Origin of the sequence: Marinibacterium sp. SX1 (assembly GCF_050389775.1) — a bacterium.
Classification (GTDB): domain Bacteria; phylum Pseudomonadota; class Alphaproteobacteria; order Rhodobacterales; family Rhodobacteraceae; genus Marinibacterium.
Window position 1 is genome coordinate 2,876,813 of sequence record NZ_CP177144.1, and the last position, 17,593, is coordinate 2,894,405.

At 67.5% G+C, this 17,593-nt stretch carries 16 protein-coding genes; 12 read left to right on the top strand and 4 right to left on the bottom strand.

All coding sequences use genetic code 11. The features are described from left to right. Positions 1–230: 230 nt before the first annotated feature. A complete protein-coding gene (locus ACK3BB_RS12990) occupies positions 231–1,259 on the bottom strand; it encodes a LacI family DNA-binding transcriptional regulator (protein ID WP_428925067.1) in 1,029 nt (342 codons plus the stop codon). 212 nt (positions 1,260–1,471) lie between these two features. Between ACK3BB_RS12990 and ACK3BB_RS12995 the strand changes: the two genes are divergently transcribed. The 11 genes from ACK3BB_RS12995 to ACK3BB_RS13045 all read left to right on the top strand — a co-directional run bounded on the left by ACK3BB_RS12995 (position 1,472) and on the right by ACK3BB_RS13045 (position 13,636). Then, positions 1,472–2,704, top strand: a complete 1,233-nt coding sequence (locus ACK3BB_RS12995; RefSeq protein ID WP_428925068.1) for an ABC transporter substrate-binding protein — start codon at positions 1,472–1,474, stop codon at positions 2,702–2,704. Positions 2,705–2,803: 99 nt separating this feature from the next. Beyond that, positions 2,804–3,694: a carbohydrate ABC transporter permease gene (locus tag ACK3BB_RS13000; protein WP_428925069.1), complete on the top strand. Its 891-nt coding sequence runs from the start codon at positions 2,804–2,806 to the stop codon at positions 3,692–3,694. Between the two features lie 13 nt (positions 3,695–3,707). Next, entirely contained in the window at positions 3,708–4,616 is a 909-nt protein-coding gene (locus ACK3BB_RS13005) for a carbohydrate ABC transporter permease (protein ID WP_428928734.1), read from the top strand. 13 nt (positions 4,617–4,629) lie between these two features. Continuing rightward, positions 4,630–5,715 carry an ABC transporter ATP-binding protein gene (locus ACK3BB_RS13010; RefSeq protein WP_428925070.1) on the top strand — a complete coding sequence of 362 codons (1,086 nt, stop codon included), beginning with the start codon at positions 4,630–4,632 and terminating at the stop codon, positions 5,713–5,715. A 28-nt stretch (positions 5,716–5,743) separates the two neighbouring features. Continuing rightward, positions 5,744–6,493, top strand: a complete 750-nt coding sequence (locus ACK3BB_RS13015) for a sugar phosphate isomerase/epimerase family protein (protein ID WP_428925071.1) — start codon at positions 5,744–5,746, stop codon at positions 6,491–6,493. A 10-nt stretch (positions 6,494–6,503) separates the two neighbouring features. Then, positions 6,504–7,625, top strand: coding sequence for a Gfo/Idh/MocA family protein (locus ACK3BB_RS13020; RefSeq protein WP_428925072.1), 1,122 nt, complete (start codon positions 6,504–6,506; stop codon positions 7,623–7,625). Positions 7,626–7,760: 135 nt separating this feature from the next. Then, complete coding sequence (locus ACK3BB_RS13025; RefSeq protein ID WP_428925073.1) at positions 7,761–9,356, top strand: glycoside hydrolase family 43 protein; 1,596 nt, start codon at positions 7,761–7,763, stop codon at positions 9,354–9,356. Next, positions 9,356–10,189 (top strand): TolB family protein, encoded by an 834-nt coding sequence (locus ACK3BB_RS13030; RefSeq protein WP_428925074.1) that lies wholly within the window; start codon positions 9,356–9,358, stop codon positions 10,187–10,189. The genes ACK3BB_RS13025 and ACK3BB_RS13030 overlap by 1 nt, the downstream gene beginning before the upstream one ends. A gap of 9 nt (positions 10,190–10,198) precedes the next feature. Next, positions 10,199–11,260 carry a sugar phosphate isomerase/epimerase family protein gene (locus ACK3BB_RS13035; RefSeq protein WP_428925075.1) on the top strand — a complete coding sequence of 354 codons (1,062 nt, stop codon included), beginning with the start codon at positions 10,199–10,201 and terminating at the stop codon, positions 11,258–11,260. Then, a complete protein-coding gene (locus tag ACK3BB_RS13040) occupies positions 11,257–12,390 on the top strand; it encodes a Gfo/Idh/MocA family protein (RefSeq protein WP_428925076.1) in 1,134 nt (377 codons plus the stop codon). Before ACK3BB_RS13035 ends, ACK3BB_RS13040 begins: the two co-directional genes overlap by 4 nt. A 304-nt stretch (positions 12,391–12,694) precedes the next feature. Further along, on the top strand, positions 12,695–13,636 hold the full coding sequence (locus tag ACK3BB_RS13045) for a hypothetical protein (protein ID WP_428925077.1): 942 nt from the start codon (positions 12,695–12,697) through the stop codon (positions 13,634–13,636). A gap of 135 nt (positions 13,637–13,771) precedes the next feature. Here ACK3BB_RS13045 and adh read toward each other — a convergent pair whose 3' ends face one another. Beyond that, entirely contained in the window at positions 13,772–15,289 is a 1,518-nt protein-coding gene (gene adh / locus ACK3BB_RS13050) for an aldehyde dehydrogenase (protein WP_428925078.1), read from the bottom strand. Between the two features lie 106 nt (positions 15,290–15,395). After that, positions 15,396–16,373: a GAF domain-containing protein gene (locus ACK3BB_RS13055; RefSeq protein ID WP_428928735.1), complete on the bottom strand. Its 978-nt coding sequence runs from the start codon at positions 16,371–16,373 to the stop codon at positions 15,396–15,398. A 354-nt stretch (positions 16,374–16,727) separates the two neighbouring features. Between ACK3BB_RS13055 and ACK3BB_RS13060 the strand changes: the two genes are divergently transcribed. After that, positions 16,728–16,928: a hypothetical protein gene (locus ACK3BB_RS13060; RefSeq protein ID WP_428925079.1), complete on the top strand. Its 201-nt coding sequence runs from the start codon at positions 16,728–16,730 to the stop codon at positions 16,926–16,928. A gap of 21 nt (positions 16,929–16,949) precedes the next feature. Here ACK3BB_RS13060 and ACK3BB_RS13065 read toward each other — a convergent pair whose 3' ends face one another. Continuing rightward, entirely contained in the window at positions 16,950–17,531 is a 582-nt protein-coding gene (locus ACK3BB_RS13065) for a DUF4329 domain-containing protein (RefSeq protein ID WP_428925080.1), read from the bottom strand. Positions 17,532–17,593: the final 62 nt, after the last annotated feature.

Consider the following 17,593-nt stretch of genomic DNA (forward strand, 5'->3'; position numbering starts at 1 on the left):
GTGCCGGTTGGGACACTGACCCGGACGGCGGGCGGCGGCGCGGGTCTGTGACTGGAGCCCGTCCGTCACAGAGTGCGGGCAGGGCCCGCCCCTTGAGGCAAGGGATCAGGCCAGCGGGGCGGGGAAACAGGCTGCCGGGCCGGAGATCAGGCCAGCGGAACCGAAGATCAGGCCAGTGGAACCGAAGATCAGGCCAGCGGAGCCGAAGATCGGGCCGGCGGGCCGGGGGATCAGGCCGGCGGGGCGGCGGTGCTGTCGCGCACGACCAGCTCGACATCGACGGTCAGCACCTGGCCACCGGCCGGCGCCGGGGCCTGGCCGCCCAGCCGGTCCAGCAGCAGCTGCGCGGCCCGTGCGCCCAGCTGGCGGCGGAACTGGCGGATCGTGGTCAGGGCCGGCACGTAATATTCCGACAGCTCGATATCGTCGAACCCCACGACCGACAGGTCCTGCGGCACCCGCAGACCGGCGGCATTCAGCGTCGAGATCAGGCCAAAGGCCACCTGGTCGGAGGCGCAGAAGACGGCCGTCGGCCGGTGGCGCATCTCAATGATCCGCCGGGCCGCCTCGCGCCCCGATTCCAGCGAGAAATCGCCCCGGATGATCCAGTCGTCGCGGGCGGGCAGGTCCAGCCGGGCGCGTTCCTCCAGCATGCCCTGGCGGCGGGCATGGGTCAGCACGTTGTCTTCGGGCCCGGTGACATGGGCAATCTGGCGGTGACCCAGGTCGTGCAGGTGGCGCACGGCCAGCCGCGCACCCTGGACATTGTCGCTGCGCACCGAGGGCAGGGGCGTGTCCTGGACCCATTCGCAGGCAAAGATCATCCGGTCGGTCGCGCCCTGGGCGGCAAATTCCTCCATCGTGGCCGGGGTCAGCCCGCCGTCGAGGCTGATGATCCCGTCGACCCGGGCCAGCGAGTAATCGACCAGCCGGCGGTTGGCGGCCGCCGGGCCGCGGGTGTCGGCGATCAGCACCGAGTAATCGGTTTCCATGAACACCCCCGAGATGCCGGCGAGGATCTGGCTGAAGAAGGGGTTGGACAGGTAGGGCACCAGGATGAGCACCGCTCCCGCCCGCTGCATGCGCAGGTTGCGCGCCGCGTGGTTGACCCGGTAGCCCGTCGCGCGGATCGCCTCGAACACCGCCTTGCGGGTCTCTTCCGACAGCTTCTCGGGCGTCGACAAGGCCCGGCTGACCGTCGCGGTCGAAACCCGCGCGGCCTGGGCAACATCCTGGATCCTAACCGTTTTCTGAACCATTCCCCTGTCCCGTTCCTGCTGACGTCCGCTCGATTTGCTTATGCGCGATACGATGGCTTGACACGAATCTCCTCACGGCAAATGGTACATGTAATCGTTTGCATGCCAAGACGGAGAAGCATCGGGCCGCAATTGACCCTGAACATGTAAACGATTTCATGCGGGTGGAGGCCCGCAGCATATTCCGGGCGCAAGCCCGAAGGGAGGACGACATGAAATCAATCCGCAACGCCTTTTGGGCGGGCACGGCGCTGTGCGCGGCATCGGCCGTTTCGGCCACGGAACTGGAAGTGACGCATTGGTGGACATCGGGCGGCGAGGCGGCGGCCGTGGCGGAATTTGCCAAGGCTTTCGACGCGACGGGCAACACCTGGGTCGACGGGGCGATTGCCGGGTCGGGCGGCACGGCCCGGCCGATCATCGTCAGCCGGATCATCGGCGGTGATCCGATGGGCGCGTTCCAGTTCAACCATGGCCGCCAGGCCGAGGAACTGATCGAGGCCGGCCTTCTGCGCGACATGACGGCCGTGGCCGAGGCCGAGGGCTGGAAGGACATCGTCAACCCGCCGTCGCTGCTCGATGCCTGCACCGTCGATGGCAAGATCTACTGCGCGCCGGTCAACATCCATTCGTGGCAGTGGATCTGGCTGTCGAACAAGGCCTTCGAGGATGCCGGCGTGGCGGTGCCGACCAACTGGGAGGAATTCGTCGATGCCAACGAGGCGCTGCGGGCGGCCGGCAAGCAGCCCCTGGCCCTGGGCGGTCAGCCCTGGCAGAGCGCGGGGCTGTTCAACGTGCTGCTGGCCACGATCGGCGGGCCGGAGGTGCTGCAGCAGGTCTATGGCGACGGTGACACCGACGTGGCGGCCGGCGAAAAGATCCTGGGCGTGTTCAACGCCGCCGCCCATGCCCGCGACATGGCGCAGGGGTCCAGCATCCAGGACTGGAACCAGGCCACCAACCTGGTGATCACCGATGCCGCCGGCGGCCAGGTGATGGGCGACTGGGCGCAGGGCGAATTTGCCGTGGCCGGAGAGGTCGCGGGCCAGGATTACACCTGCCTGCCGGGGCTGGGCATGAACGAGGTCATCTCGACCGGGGGGGATGCCTTCTACTTCCCGGTGGTCGACGACCCCGAGATCACCGCCGCCCAGGACGTGCTGGCCGCGACCCTGCTGGCGCCGGAAACCCAGGTAGCCTTCAACCTCAAGAAGGGGTCGTTGCCGGTGCGCGGCGATGTCGACCTGGATACGGCCAATGATTGCATGAAGAAGGGCCTGGAGATCCTGGCCTCGGGCAACACGCTGCCCGACGTGAACATGCTGAACACCGAAGACACCAACAACCAGCTGAACGATCTCTTTGTCGAGTTCTTCAACGACCCGTCGATCACCGCCGAGGATGCCCAGGAGCGTTTCGTGCGGATCGTCAAGAACAAGGACTGATCCCGGCCCGCAGCGGCCTGGCGCCGCTCCACCGGTCCCGGTCCGCCCATAGGGCGGGCCGGGACCCTTCCGCAAAGACCTGACTGCAAGGACCCGCCCATGGCGACGGACCGTCCGCTCAGCCTGTTCCGCAACATGGCCGCCAAGATCGCGGCCATCCCGATGATCCTGACCGCTTCGGTGGTCTTCGTCGGCGGAACGATCTGGACCATCACCTATTCCTTCACCAATTCCAAACTGCTGCCGCGGGCCAATTTCGTCGGTCTCGATCAATATGAACGGCTGTGGTCGACCAACCGCTGGGTCGTGTCGCTGGAAAACCTGCTGATCTACGGGCTGTGCTCGCTGGTGCTCAGCTTTGTCATCGGCTTTGTCCTGGCGGCCCTGCTGGATCAAAAGATCCGCTACGAAGACGCCTTTCGCACGATCCTGCTCTATCCCTTTGCACTGTCCTTCATCGTCACGGGCCTCGTCTGGCAATGGATCCTGAACCCCGATTTCGGCATCCAGGGCATTGTGCGGGGCATGGGCTGGGAAAGCTTCACCTTCGATCCACTCTACAACCCCGACATCGTCATCTTTGGCGTGCTGATCGCCGGGCTGTGGCAGGGCACCGGGCTGATCATGGTGCTGATGCTGGCCGGCCTGCGCGGCATCGACCAGGAGATCTGGAAGGCCAGCCGCGTCGACGGTATTCCGGCCTGGAAGACCTATATCTTCATCGTCATCCCGATGATGCGCCCCGTCTTCATCACCACGCTGGTCATCATCGCAAGCGGCATCGTGCGGCTTTACGACCTGATCGTGGCCCAGACCGGGGGCGGGCCGGGCCTCGCCTCGGAAGTGCCGGCGAAATACGTCTATGACTACATGTTCCAGGGCCAGAACCTGGGCCAGGGCTTTGCCGCGTCGACGATGATGCTGCTGGCCGTGGCCATCGTGGTCATCCCCTGGGCCATGCTCGAATTCGGAGGGCGGAAACGTGGGTAACAAGACCGCAACCATGCCCGAGTTCACCTATGACCGCGCGCTCGAAGGCCCCGCCGGACCCAAGCCGAAAAAGCGCCTGTCGCGGCGCAACATCATGATCTACGGCACGTTGATCGTGGTGAGCCTGTATTACCTGCTGCCGCTCTACGTGATGGTCGTGACCTCGCTGAAGGGCATGCCCGAGATCCGCCTGGGCAACATCTTCGCGCCCCCGATGGAGATCACGTTCGAGCCCTGGGTCAAGGCCTGGGCCGAAGCCTGCACGGGGCTGAATTGCGATGGCTTGTCGCGCGGGTTCTGGAACTCGGTGCGCATCACCATGCCGTCGGTGATCCTGTCCATCGCCATCGCCTCGGTCAACGGCTACGCGCTGGCCAACTGGCGGTTCAAGGGGGCGGATATCTTCTTTACCATCCTGATCTTCGGGGCCTTCATCCCGTACCAGGTGATGCTCTACCCGATCGTGATCATGCTGCGCGAGATCGGCCTTTACGGCACGCTCTGGGGGCTGGTGCTGGTGCATTCGGTCTTCGGCATGCCGATCCTGACGCTCTTGTTCCGCAACTACTTCACGTCCTTGCCCGAGGAGCTCTTCAAGGCCGCCCGCGTCGATGGCGCCGGGTTCTGGGGGATCTACTTCCGCATCATGCTGCCCATGTCGCTGCCGATCTTCGTGGTGGCCATGATCCTGCAAGTCACTGGGATCTGGAACGATTTCCTCTTCGGCGTGGTCTATACCAAGCCCGAATTCTACCCGATGACCGTGCAGCTCAACAACATCGTCAACTCCGTCCAGGGGGTGAAGGAATACAACGTCAACATGGCCGCCACGCTGCTGACCGGGCTGGTGCCGCTGGTCATCTACTTCGTGTCCGGCAAGCTCTTCGTGCGCGGCATCGCCGCCGGCGCGGTCAAGGGCTGAGGGGAGGATTTCCATGGAACCCAGCATTTCCATCCGCAACCTGGCGCTGAACTTCGGCGCGCTGAGGGTGCTCGACGATCTCAACCTCGACGTGGGGCAGGGGGAATTCGTGGTCCTGCTGGGGTCGTCGGGCTGTGGCAAGTCGACCCTGCTGAACTGCATCGCGGGCCTTCTGGACGTGACCGAGGGCCAGATCTTCATCAACGGGCGCAACGTGACCTGGGAAGAGCCCTCGCAGCGCGGCATCGGCATGGTGTTTCAATCCTACGCGCTCTATCCGCAGATGACCGTCGAGGGGAACCTGTCCTTCGGCCTGAAAAATGCCCGCATCCCCAAGGCCGAGATCGCCGACCGGGTCGCCCGGGCGGCCAGGACACTGCAGATCGAACCCCTGCTCAAGCGCAAGCCCGCGGCCCTGTCGGGTGGCCAGCGTCAGCGGGTGGCCATCGGGCGCGCCCTGGTGCGCGATGTCGATGTCTTTCTCTTCGACGAGCCACTGTCCAACCTTGATGCCAAGCTGCGCGCCGATCTGCGGGTCGAGATCAAGCAGCTGCACCAGCGCCTGCGCAACACGATGATCTATGTCACCCATGACCAGACCGAGGCCATGACCCTGGCCGACCGCATCGCCATCATGCGCGGCGGCCAGGTGCTGCAGTTCGACACCCCCAACGAGATCTACAACCGCCCGGCCTCGCGCTACGTGGCCGAGTTCATCGGCTCGCCGACGATGAATTTCCTCGAAGGCACCGTCGACCTGTCGGCCGCGCCGCGGTTTGCCGGGGAACAGGGCGAATTCGCCCTCGACGGCTATGATTTCGTCCGCCGGCCCCAGGGCGGGCCGGCGGCCTTCGGCATCCGGCCCGAACATATCGCCACCGGGGCCGCGGCCGGGGCCAAGCCCATCCGCTTCGACACCCGCGTCGACCTGGTCGAGCCGCTGGGGTCCGACACGCTGGCCTGGGTGCATGCCGGGGCCCAGCCCTTCTGGGTGCGGCTCGACGGCCAGTCGGCCATCCGGCCCGGCGACCAGCTGCCCATCGGGTTCGACCCCGCCCGGGCCAATCTCTTCGATACGCAAACCGAGGCCCGGCTCTAGGCCCGGCCCTGACAAGGACAGGACGATCATGGACGTTTCCTACCAGCTCTATTCCTCGCGCGATGCCGGCCCCTGGGCCGAGACGCTCAAGACCCTCGCCGGGGCGGGCTATACCCAGGTCGAAGGTTTCGGCGGGGTCTATGATGACGCCCCGGGCTTCAAGGCCCTGCTCGATGCCAACGGGCTGACCATGCCGTCGGGCCATTTCTTCCCCGTCGGGGCTTTCGAAGACGGGCTGGCCGACACGCTGGCCGCGGCCAAGGCCCTGGGGATGCAGCGGCTGTTCTGCCCCGCGCCCGAGGACATGTACCGCAACGGGGCCGATGCCGCGGCCTGGATCGACCTGGCCCGGCGGCTGGAAACGGCCGGCCGGAAGGTGCGCGATGCCGGGCTGCGCTTTGGCTGGCACAACCACCATTGGGAATTCATGCCCCTGCCGGGCGGCGAGATCGCCATGGACCTGATGCTGGAACATGCGCCGTCGATCGAATGGGAAATGGACGTGGCCTGGGTGGTGCGCGGCGGGGCCGATCCGCTGGCCTATATCGCCGAACACGGCGACCGGATCACCACGGCCCATGTCAAGGATATCGCGCCCCAGGGCGAATGCACCGACGAGGACGGCTGGGCCGACGTGGGCCAGGGCACGATGGACTGGCCGGCGCTGATGGCCGCGCTGCGGGGGGCCGGGGTCGATCTCTTCGTGATGGAACATGACAAGCCGTCCGATGCCAATCGCTTTGCCACGCGGTCCATCGCCGCCTTCAAGACCTTCTGAGGACCATTCCATGAGCAAGACACTGGGCATCGGCGTCATCGGCTGCGGCAACATCTCGGCCGCCTACATGCGCCTCGCGCCGCTCTTCAAGGGCATCGAGATGCGCGCCTGCGCCGACATGAGCGACGAGGCGGCCCGGCTGCGGGCCGAAGAGTTCACCCTGCGCGCCGAGACCGTCGAGGGCCTCCTGGCCGCCGACGACATCGACATCGTCGTCAACCTCACCGTGCCCAACGCGCATTTCGAGGTCTCCCGCGCCGTTCTCGAAGCCGGCAAGCATGTCTATTCCGAAAAGCCCTTCGTGCTGACCCGCGAGGAAGGCGCGGCGCTCAAGTCCATCGCCGCCGGGAAGGGCCTGCGCGTGGGCTCGGCCCCCGATACCTTCCTGGGCGGCGCCCATCAGCTGGCCCGCCACCTGGTCGATACCGGCGCCATGGGGCGCATCGCCTCGGGCACCTGCTTCGTGCAATCGCCGGGCATGGAGATGTGGCACCCCAATCCCGACTTCTTCTTCCAGCCCGGCGGCGGCCCGATCCTCGATCTCGGCCCCTATTACGTCTCCAACCTGGTCCAGCTGCTGGGCCCGGTGAAACGCGTCACGGCGATGTCGTCCTCGGCCCGGGCCGAGCGCACGATCACGTCCCAGCCGCGCTTCGGCGAAAAGATCCCCGTGGGCACGCCAACGACGATCCACGCCATCCTGGCCTTCGAAAGCGGCGCCCAGGTGACCTATTGCGCCAGCTGGGATGTCTGGGAACACGGCCATTCCAACATGGAGCTCTACGGGCTGGACGGCACGCTGCACGTGCCCGATCCGAACTTCTTCGGCGGCGAGGTGCGCATGACCCGGCAGGGCGCCTTCGTGAACCCCGGCCTGGCCTGGGATCATCCCTTTGCCGTGGCCAATGACAACGGCCGGGCCAATTACCGGGCCGCCGGGCTGGCCGACATGGCCCAGGCCATCGTCGAAGACCGGCCGCACCGCTGTTCCGACGATTTCGCCCTGCACGTGGTCGATGTCATGACGGCCATCCTGGCCTCGGGCGAAGAGGGGGCGTTCAAGGACATCACCACGCCCTGCGACCGGCCCCAGGCGCTGGATCCCGACGCCGCCCGCGCCCTGCTGGCCTGAGCCCATGATCCGTGCCGTGCCCGGCCATGTCACGCCCCGTTCCGGCTGCCGCCCGGTGCGGCCGGGCCGGGCCGCCTCCGGTCGAACGACCCCGGGCGGCGGCCCACCGCGTCTTTGCAAGCGACAGGTGTCCCGATGATCCGCAATCCGATCCTGCCGGGGTTCAACCCCGATCCCTCGATCTGCCGCAGGGGCGAGACCTATTACATCGCCACCTCGACCTTCGAATGGTTCCCGGGCGTTCAGATCCATCGCTCGACCGACCTGGTCAACTGGGACCTGGCCTGCCGCCCGCTGTCGCGCCCCGCCCAGCTGGACATGCGCGGCAATCCCGACAGCTGCGGGGTCTGGGCGCCCTGCCTGTCCTGGGCCGATGACCGGTTCTGGCTGGTCTACACCGATGTCAAACGGCTGGACGGCAATTTCAAGGACGCCCACAATTACATCGTCACCGCGCCCGGGATCGACGGCCCCTGGAGCGACCCGGTTTACGTCAGCTCGCACGGGTTCGATCCCTCGCTCTTTCACGACGAGGACGGGCGCAAATGGTTCCTGGTGCTGCAATGGAACCATGTCTCGGCCTCGGTCGGGGGCAAGCCCCGGACCTCGGCCTTTGACGGCATCCTGTTGCAGGAATGGTCCGAGACAGACGGGCTGATCGGCACGCCCGAGGTCATCTTTACCGGCAGCCACCTGGGCCTGACCGAAGGCCCGCACCTCTACCGGCGGGATGGCTGGTATTACCTGACCGTGGCCGAAGGCGGCACGGGTTATGACCATGCCGTGACCATGGCCCGGTCGCGCGACATCCGCGGCCCCTACGAGCTGCATCCCGACACCCACCTGATCACCGCGCGCAACACGCCCGACCATCCGTTGCAGCGGGCCGGGCATGGCCAGATCGTCGAGACGCCCGACGGCCAGACCTATCACACCCATCTCTGCGCGCGGCCCTTGCCCGGGCGCTGTTCGCCGCTGGGCCGCGAGACGGCGATCCAGAAATGCGAATGGCGCGCGGATGGCTGGCTGTATCTCGACGGGGGCGGCCGGCTGCCCGAGGTGCTGGTCGAGCCGCCGGTGCCGGCCACGCCGCGCCCGCCCGCGCGGATCGACCGCAGGTTCACCGGCACCGCCCTGCCGCCCGAATTCCAGTGGCTGCGCACGCCCCAACCCGAGCGGATCTTTTCGCTGACCGGGCAGGCGCTGCGGCTGACCGGGCGGGAAAGCATCGGCTCGTGGTTCGAACAATCCCTGGTCGCCCGCCGGCAAGAGCACCTGAGCTATCGCGCGGCGACCGAGCTGACCGCTTTCGACCCGGTGACCTATCAGCAGGCCGCCGGGCTGACGACCTATTACAACCGGCACAAGTTCCATTTCCTGGCCGTGTCGCATCATGCCGATATCGGCCGGTGCCTGATGATCCTGTCCTGCCCGGGCGACTGGCCCGATGGCCGGCTGCAATTCCCGGCCGAGCCGCTGGCCCTGCAGGACGGGCCGGTCGAGCTGGCCGTGACGGTCGACCGGGCCACCCAGCAGTTCCACTATCGCCAGGGCGGCAGCTGGAAGCCCCATGGCCCGCCGCTCGATGCCGCCGTGATCTCGGACGAGGGCGGGCGGGGCGAACACGGGTCCTTCACCGGGGCCTTTGTCGGCATGATGGCCTTTGACATCACCGGCCATGGCATGACCGCCGATTTCCCGCGCTTTTCCTACGCGCCGGAGGGCAGCTGATGCGTGCATGTGTCGAGATATTCGACCTCGACAGCGGCCGGTCCCATGTCGTGCTGGACTGCGACCGCCATGTCGAGGCGCCCAACTGGGCGCCCTCGGGCGATTGGCTGCTGGTCAATGCCGAAGGCCGGCTCTATCGCATCGACCTTGACGATCCCGCGCTGGTGGCGCTCGACACCGGCCCCTGCATCACCTGCAACAACGATCACGGCATCTCGCCCGACGGGCGCCAAATCGTGCTCAGCGATCATTCGCTGGGCGAGGGGTCCTGCATCCACGTGGTGGATGCGGGTGGCGGTGATCCCCGGCGCCTGACCGATCACGTGCCCTCCTGGTGGCATGGCTGGTCGCCCGATGGGAGCACGCTGGCCTATACCTGCGTCCGCGCGGGGCATTTCGGCATTGCCACGCTGGCGGCCGACGGCGGGGACGAAACCGTCCTGCTGTCCAGCCCGCATCACTATGACGGGCCGGATTACACGCCCGACGGGCAGTGGATCTGGTTCAATTCCGACCGTGCCGGCACGATGGACCTGTGGCGCATGAAACCCGACGGATCGGCGCTGGAGCGCATGACCCATGGGGCTTCGGTCGACTGGTTTCCGCATCCCTCGCCGGACGGCAGCCAGGTGCTGTTCCTGGCCTATCCGCCCGGCACGACGGGCCATCCCTTCGGCCGGCACGTGCAGCTGTGCCTGATGCCCGCCGCCGGCGGCGCGGCGCGGGTGCTGCTGGATCTCTTCGGCGGGCAGGGCACGCTCAACGTGCCCTGCTGGGCGCCCGACGGTCGCCGTTTCGCCTTTGTCCGCTATTTCGAGAATGACCAACCATAGGAGACGCCCATGCCCGGAAGAATAAAGGGGCCCGCGCTGTTCCTCGCCCAGTTCGCCGGCGATGATGCCCCGTTCAACAGCCTGGAAAACATCACCCGCTGGGCCGCGGGGCTCGGCTACAAGGGGGTGCAGATCCCCACCTTCGACGGCCGGCTCTTCGATCTCGACAAGGCGGCCGAGAGCGACACCTATTGCGACGAGGTCAAGGGCATCTGTGCCGATGCCGGGGTCGAGATCACCGAGCTGTCGACCCACCTGCAGGGCCAGCTGGTCGCGGTGAACCCGGTCTATGACCGCGCCTTCGACGGCTTTGCCCCGGCGTCGGTCCATGGCAACCCGGCTGCGCGCCGGGCCTGGGCCGTGGACCAGCTGAAGAAGACCGCCGTGGTCAGCCGCAAGCTGGGCCTGGCCGCCTCGGTCAGCTTTACCGGCTCGCTGGCCTTTCCCTTCCTCTATCCCTGGCCGCAACGGCCCGCAGGGCTGATCGAGGAAGCCTTTGCCGAGCTGGCCCGGCGCTGGAAGCCGATCCTCGATGTCTATGACGAGAACGGCGTCGACGTGGGCTATGAAATCCACCCCGGCGAGGATGTCTTTGACGGGGCGACCTTCGAGATGTTCGTCGATGCGCTGGACGGCCATTCCCGCGCCCAGATCAACTATGATCCCAGCCATTTCCTGTTGCAGCAGATGGATTACCTGGCCTTCATCGACCTCTATCACGACCGCATCTGCGCCTATCACGTGAAGGATGCCGAGTTTAATCCTGATGGCCGGCAAGGGGTCTATTCGGGCTATCAGCCCTGGTTGCAGCGGGCCGGGCGGTTCCGGTCGCTGGGCGATGGCCAGGTCGATTTCGGGGCGATCTTTTCCAAGCTCGCAGCCTATGATTACGACAGCTGGGCCGTGCTGGAATGGGAATGCTGCATCAAGTCGCCGGAACAGGGCGCGGCCGAGGGCGCGCCTTTCATCGCCAGCCATATCATCGATGTCACCGACAAGGCCTTTGACGATTTCGCCGGGGGCGAGACCGACATGGGCGCCATCCGTTCCATGCTGGGGATCACGTCATGAGCCGTTTGAAACTGGGTATGGTCGGCGGCGGCCAGGGCGCTTTCATCGGCGGCGTGCACCGGATCGCCGCGCGGATCGACGACCGCTGGGACCTGGTCGCCGGGGCGTTCAGCTCCGATCCCGACCGGGCGAGAGCCTCGGCCGCCGAGCTGAACGTGGCACCCGACCGGGCCTATGGCTCCTTTGCCGAGATGGCCGAGGCAGAGGCGGCGCGGGCCGACGGGATCGACGCCGTGGCCATCGTGACCCCCAACCACATGCACGCCCCGCCCGCCGTGGCCTTCCTGAAGGCCGGCATCCACGTGATCTGCGACAAGCCGCTGGCCGCGACGATGGACCAGGCCCGGGAGATCGCCGATGCGGTGGCGGCCTCGGGCAAGCAGTTCATCCTGACCCACAATTACACCGGCTATCCGCTGATCCGGCAGGCCCGCCAGATGGTGGCCGACGGCGAGCTGGGGGATCTACGGGTGGTGCAGGTGGAATATCCGCAGGACTGGCTGGCCGAGGCGACCTCGAACAAGCAGGCCGACTGGCGGACCGATCCGGCGCGGTCGGGGGCCGGGGGCTGTGTGGGCGACATCGGCACCCATGCCTATAACCTGGCCAGTTTCGTGACCGGGCTGCGGGCCGAGCGGCTGGCGGCGGATCTGGATGCCTTCGTGCCGGGCCGGCCTGTGGATGACAACGTGCACGTGATGCTGCGCTTCCCCGGCGGGGTGAAGGGCATGCTCTGGGCCAGTCAGGTGGCCGTGGGGAATGAAAACGCCCTGAGGCTCAGGGTCTACGGGACCAGGGGCGGGCTGGAATGGGCCCAGGAGAATCCCAACGTGATGCGGTTCACGCGGTTCGGCAAGCCGACGCAGATCCTGACCCGGGGGGGCGCCGGGGCGACGGCGGCGGGCACACGGGTGACGCGCATCCCGCCTGGCCATCCCGAGGGCTACCTGGAGGGATTTGCGACGATCTATGCCGAGGCGGCCGACCTCGTGGCCCACGCCCGCGACGGCACGGCGCTGCCCGAGGGGCTGCATGTGCCGGATATCGAGGACGGGCTGGACGGGATGCGGTTCATCGCGGCCTGTATCGCGTCGAGCCGCGATGACGGGGTGTGGACGGCCCTGGGCTGATTGGCCCGGTCACATGGCTTGCGGGGGCGCGGCACGGGGATGTGCGGCGCCCTTTTTCGTTGGGGGATTGGCGCGGTGACCGGAGGGTTGGACGGTTGGGAGCGTGGTTGGGGGGCGCTGCCCCCGTCCTCCGTTGGAGGACTCCCCCGGGAATACTTGAGAAGAGAAAGAAGCAGGAACGCGGCGCGATGCAGGAGCGGCCCGCTTGGCCGGGACCTTCGGGCGGGGTATGGCTGAGGGGGACGCGGTTTCGGGAGTGTGGGTGATGGTGGCAAGGGCGGCCGAAGCGGCGGATGTGCCGGGGATGGCGGAGCTTTTGCTGGCCGAGGCGCGGCGGCGCATGGCGCTGGACCCCGGGCTTTGGGCAATGAAGGCCGGGGCCGGGGCGGCGGTGGACCGGGCGCTGCGGGTCGCGCTGGACGAGGCCGGCGGGCCGGTCCGGCAGGTCTGTATCGTGGTCGATGAGGGTGGGCAGATGGCGGCGGTGGGGCGCGGGCTGCGCTTGCCGGTGCCGCCGATCTATGTCGGGCGGTTCGGGGCGCCGGGGCTGATCCTGGCGGATCACGGGCAGAGCGATGCGGCCTCGGGCGCGGCCGGGGTGGCGGCCCGCGAGGGGATCGAGGCGGCGCTGCTGGCCGATGGCGCGCAGGTGTTGGTACAGGCGGTGGTGCCGGGGCGCGAGGCGTTGGCGCCGGGATACGGGCCGTTGACGCTGTATTACACGCGGGACCTGGGCCGGGGTGTAGAGCAGGGAGAGGCCATCCGGCCAGCCGAGGCCGGGGATCTGCCGGGGATCGTGGCCGGCAGCGCGGTCAACCGGCGGGTGCTGCACGGGATCGACCGGTTCTGGGAACCCCATCCGGAGGCCGATGTTCGGTTCGGGGCCTGGATGGGCCGGAGCCTGGGGTTGGACGACCGGGACATGCTGGTGGCCGATGGGCCGCGGGGGCTGGCCGGTTATGCCGTGGCCCAGCCGGCCGGGCCGTTACACCTGCCGCCGGCCCATGAGGCCGCGGGGGTGGGGTTTCTCGATGATTTCCACCATGAGGATTTTGCCGATCCCGTCGGGCTGGCCGGTGACGGCGCCGGGGCGGCGGCTCTGCTGGCCGCCTGCGAGCGCGCCTTCGTGGCCAGAGGGTGCCGGTCGGTGCTGGTGGTCTGCCCGGCGGGCTGGGCCAGCAAGCGGGCGGTGCTGGAACGGGCGGGTTACCGTGTCGGGCTGAGCTGGGGGATCCGCTGGGCCTGAGACCCCGGAGCCGAGGCCCGGGTGGCAAGATTAGGGGGACAAGACTAGGGGGGGACAGGGCCAAGGGGACAGGCAAAAACGGGGCCCCCGAAGGGACCCCGTTCCACCACAACAAGGCAAGGGAGGGGGAGGGCGTCAGAAGAAGCCCAGCTTGTTGGGGTTGTAGCTGACCAGCATGTTCTTGGTCTGCTGGTAATGGTCGAGCATCATCTTGTGGTTCTCGCGCCCGATGCCCGATTGCTTGTAGCCGCCAAAGGCCGCATGGGCCGGGTAGGCATGGTAATTGTTGACCCAGACCCGGCCGGCCTCGATCGAGCGGCCGAAGCGGTAGCAGGTGTTGGCATCGCGCGACCAGACCCCGGCGCCCAGGCCGTACATCGTGTCATTGGCGATCGCCAGCGCCTCGGCCTCGTCCTTGAAGGTGGTGACCGAGACGACCGGGCCGAAGATCTCTTCCTGGAAGACGCGCATCTTGTTGTGGCCCTTCAGGATGGTCGGCTGGATGTAATAGCCGTTCTCCAGCCCGTCGACCGTGGCCGCGCCGCCACCGGTGAGCACCTCGGCGCCTTCCTCGACACCGATGGTCAGGTAGGACAGGATCTTGTCCTGCTGTTCGCGGCTGGCCTGGGCGCCGACCATCGTGTCGGGCAGGCGCGGGTCGCCCTGCTTGATCGCCTTGACCCGGGCAATGGCCCGTTCGATGAAGGCCTCGTAGATGTCCTCGTGGATCAGCGCCCGCGATGGGCAGGTGCAGACCTCGCCCTGGTTGAAGGCAAAGAGCACGAAGCCTTCGATGGCCTTGTCGAGGAAGGCATCATCGGCGGCCATGACATCCTTGAAGAAGATGTTGGGGGACTTGCCGCCCAGTTCCAGCGTCACCGGGATCAGGTTCTCGGTGGCATATTGCATGATCATCCGGCCGGTCTGGGTCGAGCCGGTGAAGGCGATCTTGGCGATGCGGGGCGATTTGGCCAGCGGCGCGCCGACCTCGGCGCCATAGCCGTTGACCACGTTGAGCACGCCGTCGGGCAGCAGGTCGGCGATGATTTCCACCAGCACCATGATCGCCGCCGGGGTCTGTTCGGCCGGTTTGAGCACGATGCAATTGCCGGCGGCCAGCGCCGGGGCCAGCTTCCAGGCGGCCATCAGGATCGAGAAGTTCCAGGGGATGATCTGGCCGACCACGCCCAGCGGTTCGTGGAAGTGATAGGCCACGGTGTCGGCATCGATCTCCGACATGGTGCCTTCCTGGCCGCGCAGGATGCCGGCGAAATAGCGGAAATGGTCGACGGTCAGGGGGATGTCGGCGGCCGTGGTCTCGCGGATGGGCTTGCCGTTGTCCCAGGTCTCGGCCATGGCGATGCGCTCGAGGTTCTCCTCGATGCGGTCGGCGATCTTCAGAAGGATGTTCGAGCGTTCCGCCGCCGGGGTCGCGCCCCAGGCTGTCTTGGCCGCATGGGCGGCATCGAGGGCCAGTTCCACATCCGCCGCGCCGGACCGGGCGACTTCGCAGACCACGGCGCCGGTGATCGGCGTGATGTTCTCGAAATAGGTGCCGTTGACCGGGGGCACGAAGCGGCCGCCGATGTAATTGTCGTAGCGCGTCTTGAAGGGCGAGGCGAATTGCCCCTGCGCCTGGGTCATGACGTTCATGATGGTCCTCCTCTGGTCCCGGCTCCTCTGCCGGGGATGAGGTCAGCACATCATGGAACGGCGCGCCGGTCAGCGGGGGCGCAACAGGCCGGCGCCGGGCATTGTCTCAGTTGCGAGACACATCCGAGCCGCTTTTGTCGATGCCCAGCCGGGCCATGCGCCGGTAGAGCGTGGCCCGGCCGATGCCAAGCGCCTTGGCCGCCGCCGAGGCATTGCCGCCGGCGCGGGTCAGCGCGCGGACAAGGGCCGCGCGTTCGGCCTTTTCGAAGCCGGTGGGGCCTTCGCGGCCAAAGATGTCGGAGGCCGGGCGCGGGCTCATCGGCCCCTGGCGCTCCAGCCCGAAGGCCTTGCGGGCCGCGCGCGTGGCGCCCACGACGATATCATGCGCATCGACGGCCAGCAGCAGGGCCGCCTCGCTGTCATCGCTGTCGGCATAGAGGATGCGGGCCCGGGGAAAGGACGCGCGGAAGGTGTCGATCTCGATCTGGCGGGCGGTCTGGGCGACCATGGCCGCGATCAGCCGGTTGAAGCCCTCGGTCTGGTCGGCCCGGGCCGAAGAGACATCGAGCGCGGCCAGCACGTGGCCGTCCGGCCCGTAGATCGGCGCATCCATGCAGGACATGCCGATGTTGCGGGCCAGGAAATGTTCGTCGCGGTGGATCGTGACCTGGCGTTTCTCGGCCAGGCAGGTGCCGATGCCGTTGGTGCCCTCGGCCGCCTCGGACCAGTCGGCCCCGGTCCACAGCCCCCAGGATCGAAAGATATCCTCGTCGGCCGCCGCGCAGCGCTGGTCGATCACCACGCCCTGGGCATCGGTCAGCAGCACGCCGCAGCCCGACTGGCCGATCAGCCCGAAGAGCTGGTCGAGCTTGGGCGCGGCCACGTGCATCACCTGGTCCAGCGCGGACCGGCGTTCGCGGATGGTGCCTTCGTCATGCAGGTTGGGGCTGCGCCGGTCGGCCGGGTCCAGCCCGTGCTGGATCAGCGAACGGTGCCAGGACGCCGCCAGCCGTGACCGGGCGGCGGCCGAGCCGGAACGGGCGGTCGAGACGACACGGTCGACATGTTGCTTGGCGGTGCTGATGGTCCTCTCCTCCTCGCCGCCGGCCCCTCCTGGCCGCCTGCGGTTGAACCAGGAGCGTAATCAAGGCGACATTCCATATCAAGCGGCCGTGTCGGGGCCGGCTTTTGCCCGCCTGTGGGGGTCCTGTGGGGGTGTTGCGCCCGGCAGGCGGGGCGGCGGGCGCTGTGGTGTGCATTTCTTCAGGGCGTTTGCCTGACGATTGGGCAGACGTTCCGATTGTGCCTGCGTGAACACTCACATTTCGCTGCGTTGCAGCATTTTGCCCGCGCGGCGACCGGCCCGGCCGTCTAGGGTCGGCGCTGTCCGGGCCGGGGGAGGCAGGCCCGGGGAATGGCATGACGCAGGAGCAAGAACATGTGCCTCACGACAGAAGCCCTGGTGCTTTTTCTCAACATCATCGGTGCCGGCATGGTCAGCACGCCCGAACCGGGGCGGATCATCGTCCATGCCGAGGCGGCCGACGTGCATTGGGTTGCCCGCGACGACAGCGACGACCGTTGGTGCACCATGGGTCCCCAGATCGACCGGCTGGCCCGGTTCGACGCCGCCAAGTAGGCCGGGACCGGCGCGCCCGGCCTAGCGGGCGCGTTCGAACAATTCCTGGCGGGTGTAGGACCGGCGGATGCGTTCCAGCTCGCCCTGGGCAAACCGCGGATCCCAGGGCAGGCATTTCGGCCCGCAGAGCAGCTCGACCCGCGAGGTTACCCCGTCGACCAGCCAGAACCGCCCGCCGGGCGTGGCGACATAGCCGCGCAGACCCTGGGACCGTTCGCTTTCGAGGTCGATGATCGAGGGCACCTCGTTGTCATAGCCGGCCAGGTAGCCGCCATGGGTGTGGAAACTGGCCACGATGCGCTTGGCCGTGCGGGGCCGGCGAAAGGTGCAGCGGGCAGCTGTCCCGCGCGAGATCGGGCCGACGACATAGCGCCCGCGATCATCCACGCCGATCATGCCACAGAATTCCCGGCTCTCGCGGATCGACCGGGCCTGCATGTCGCTGAGCAGGCGCCGGGCCAGCTCGACCTCGGCCTTGGGCTGGGCGACGGCGGGCAGGGCGGCGACCAGCGGCAGGGCCAGCAGCCACAGGGCCCGGGCCAGCCGAGGCAGGCCGCGGCGCAGGAGCAGGGCAGGGAACGGGGCGCGCGGAAGTCTTGGCATGGAATGAAACGTGGGAGAAGGGCGTAACGAAGGGTTGGTCGGATGACAAAAGGCGCTTCTTT

Coding starts and splice junctions, on each gene's coding strand:
- ACK3BB_RS12990 (WP_428925067.1), bottom strand. CDS start 1,259: ATGGTTCAGAAAACGGTTAGGATCCAGGATGTTGCCCAGGCCGCGCGG.
- ACK3BB_RS12995 (WP_428925068.1), top strand. CDS start 1,472: ATGAAATCAATCCGCAACGCCTTTTGGGCGGGCACGGCGCTGTGCGCG.
- ACK3BB_RS13000 (WP_428925069.1), top strand. CDS start 2,804: ATGGCGACGGACCGTCCGCTCAGCCTGTTCCGCAACATGGCCGCCAAG.
- ACK3BB_RS13005 (WP_428928734.1), top strand. CDS start 3,708: ATGCCCGAGTTCACCTATGACCGCGCGCTCGAAGGCCCCGCCGGACCC.
- ACK3BB_RS13010 (WP_428925070.1), top strand. CDS start 4,630: ATGGAACCCAGCATTTCCATCCGCAACCTGGCGCTGAACTTCGGCGCG.
- ACK3BB_RS13015 (WP_428925071.1), top strand. CDS start 5,744: ATGGACGTTTCCTACCAGCTCTATTCCTCGCGCGATGCCGGCCCCTGG.
- ACK3BB_RS13020 (WP_428925072.1), top strand. CDS start 6,504: ATGAGCAAGACACTGGGCATCGGCGTCATCGGCTGCGGCAACATCTCG.
- ACK3BB_RS13025 (WP_428925073.1), top strand. CDS start 7,761: ATGATCCGCAATCCGATCCTGCCGGGGTTCAACCCCGATCCCTCGATC.
- ACK3BB_RS13030 (WP_428925074.1), top strand. CDS start 9,356: ATGCGTGCATGTGTCGAGATATTCGACCTCGACAGCGGCCGGTCCCAT.
- ACK3BB_RS13035 (WP_428925075.1), top strand. CDS start 10,199: ATGCCCGGAAGAATAAAGGGGCCCGCGCTGTTCCTCGCCCAGTTCGCC.
- ACK3BB_RS13040 (WP_428925076.1), top strand. CDS start 11,257: ATGAGCCGTTTGAAACTGGGTATGGTCGGCGGCGGCCAGGGCGCTTTC.
- ACK3BB_RS13045 (WP_428925077.1), top strand. CDS start 12,695: ATGGCGGAGCTTTTGCTGGCCGAGGCGCGGCGGCGCATGGCGCTGGAC.
- adh (WP_428925078.1), bottom strand. CDS start 15,289: ATGAACGTCATGACCCAGGCGCAGGGGCAATTCGCCTCGCCCTTCAAG.
- ACK3BB_RS13060 (WP_428925079.1), top strand. CDS start 16,728: ATGTGCCTCACGACAGAAGCCCTGGTGCTTTTTCTCAACATCATCGGT.
- ACK3BB_RS13065 (WP_428925080.1), bottom strand. CDS start 17,531: ATGCCAAGACTTCCGCGCGCCCCGTTCCCTGCCCTGCTCCTGCGCCGC.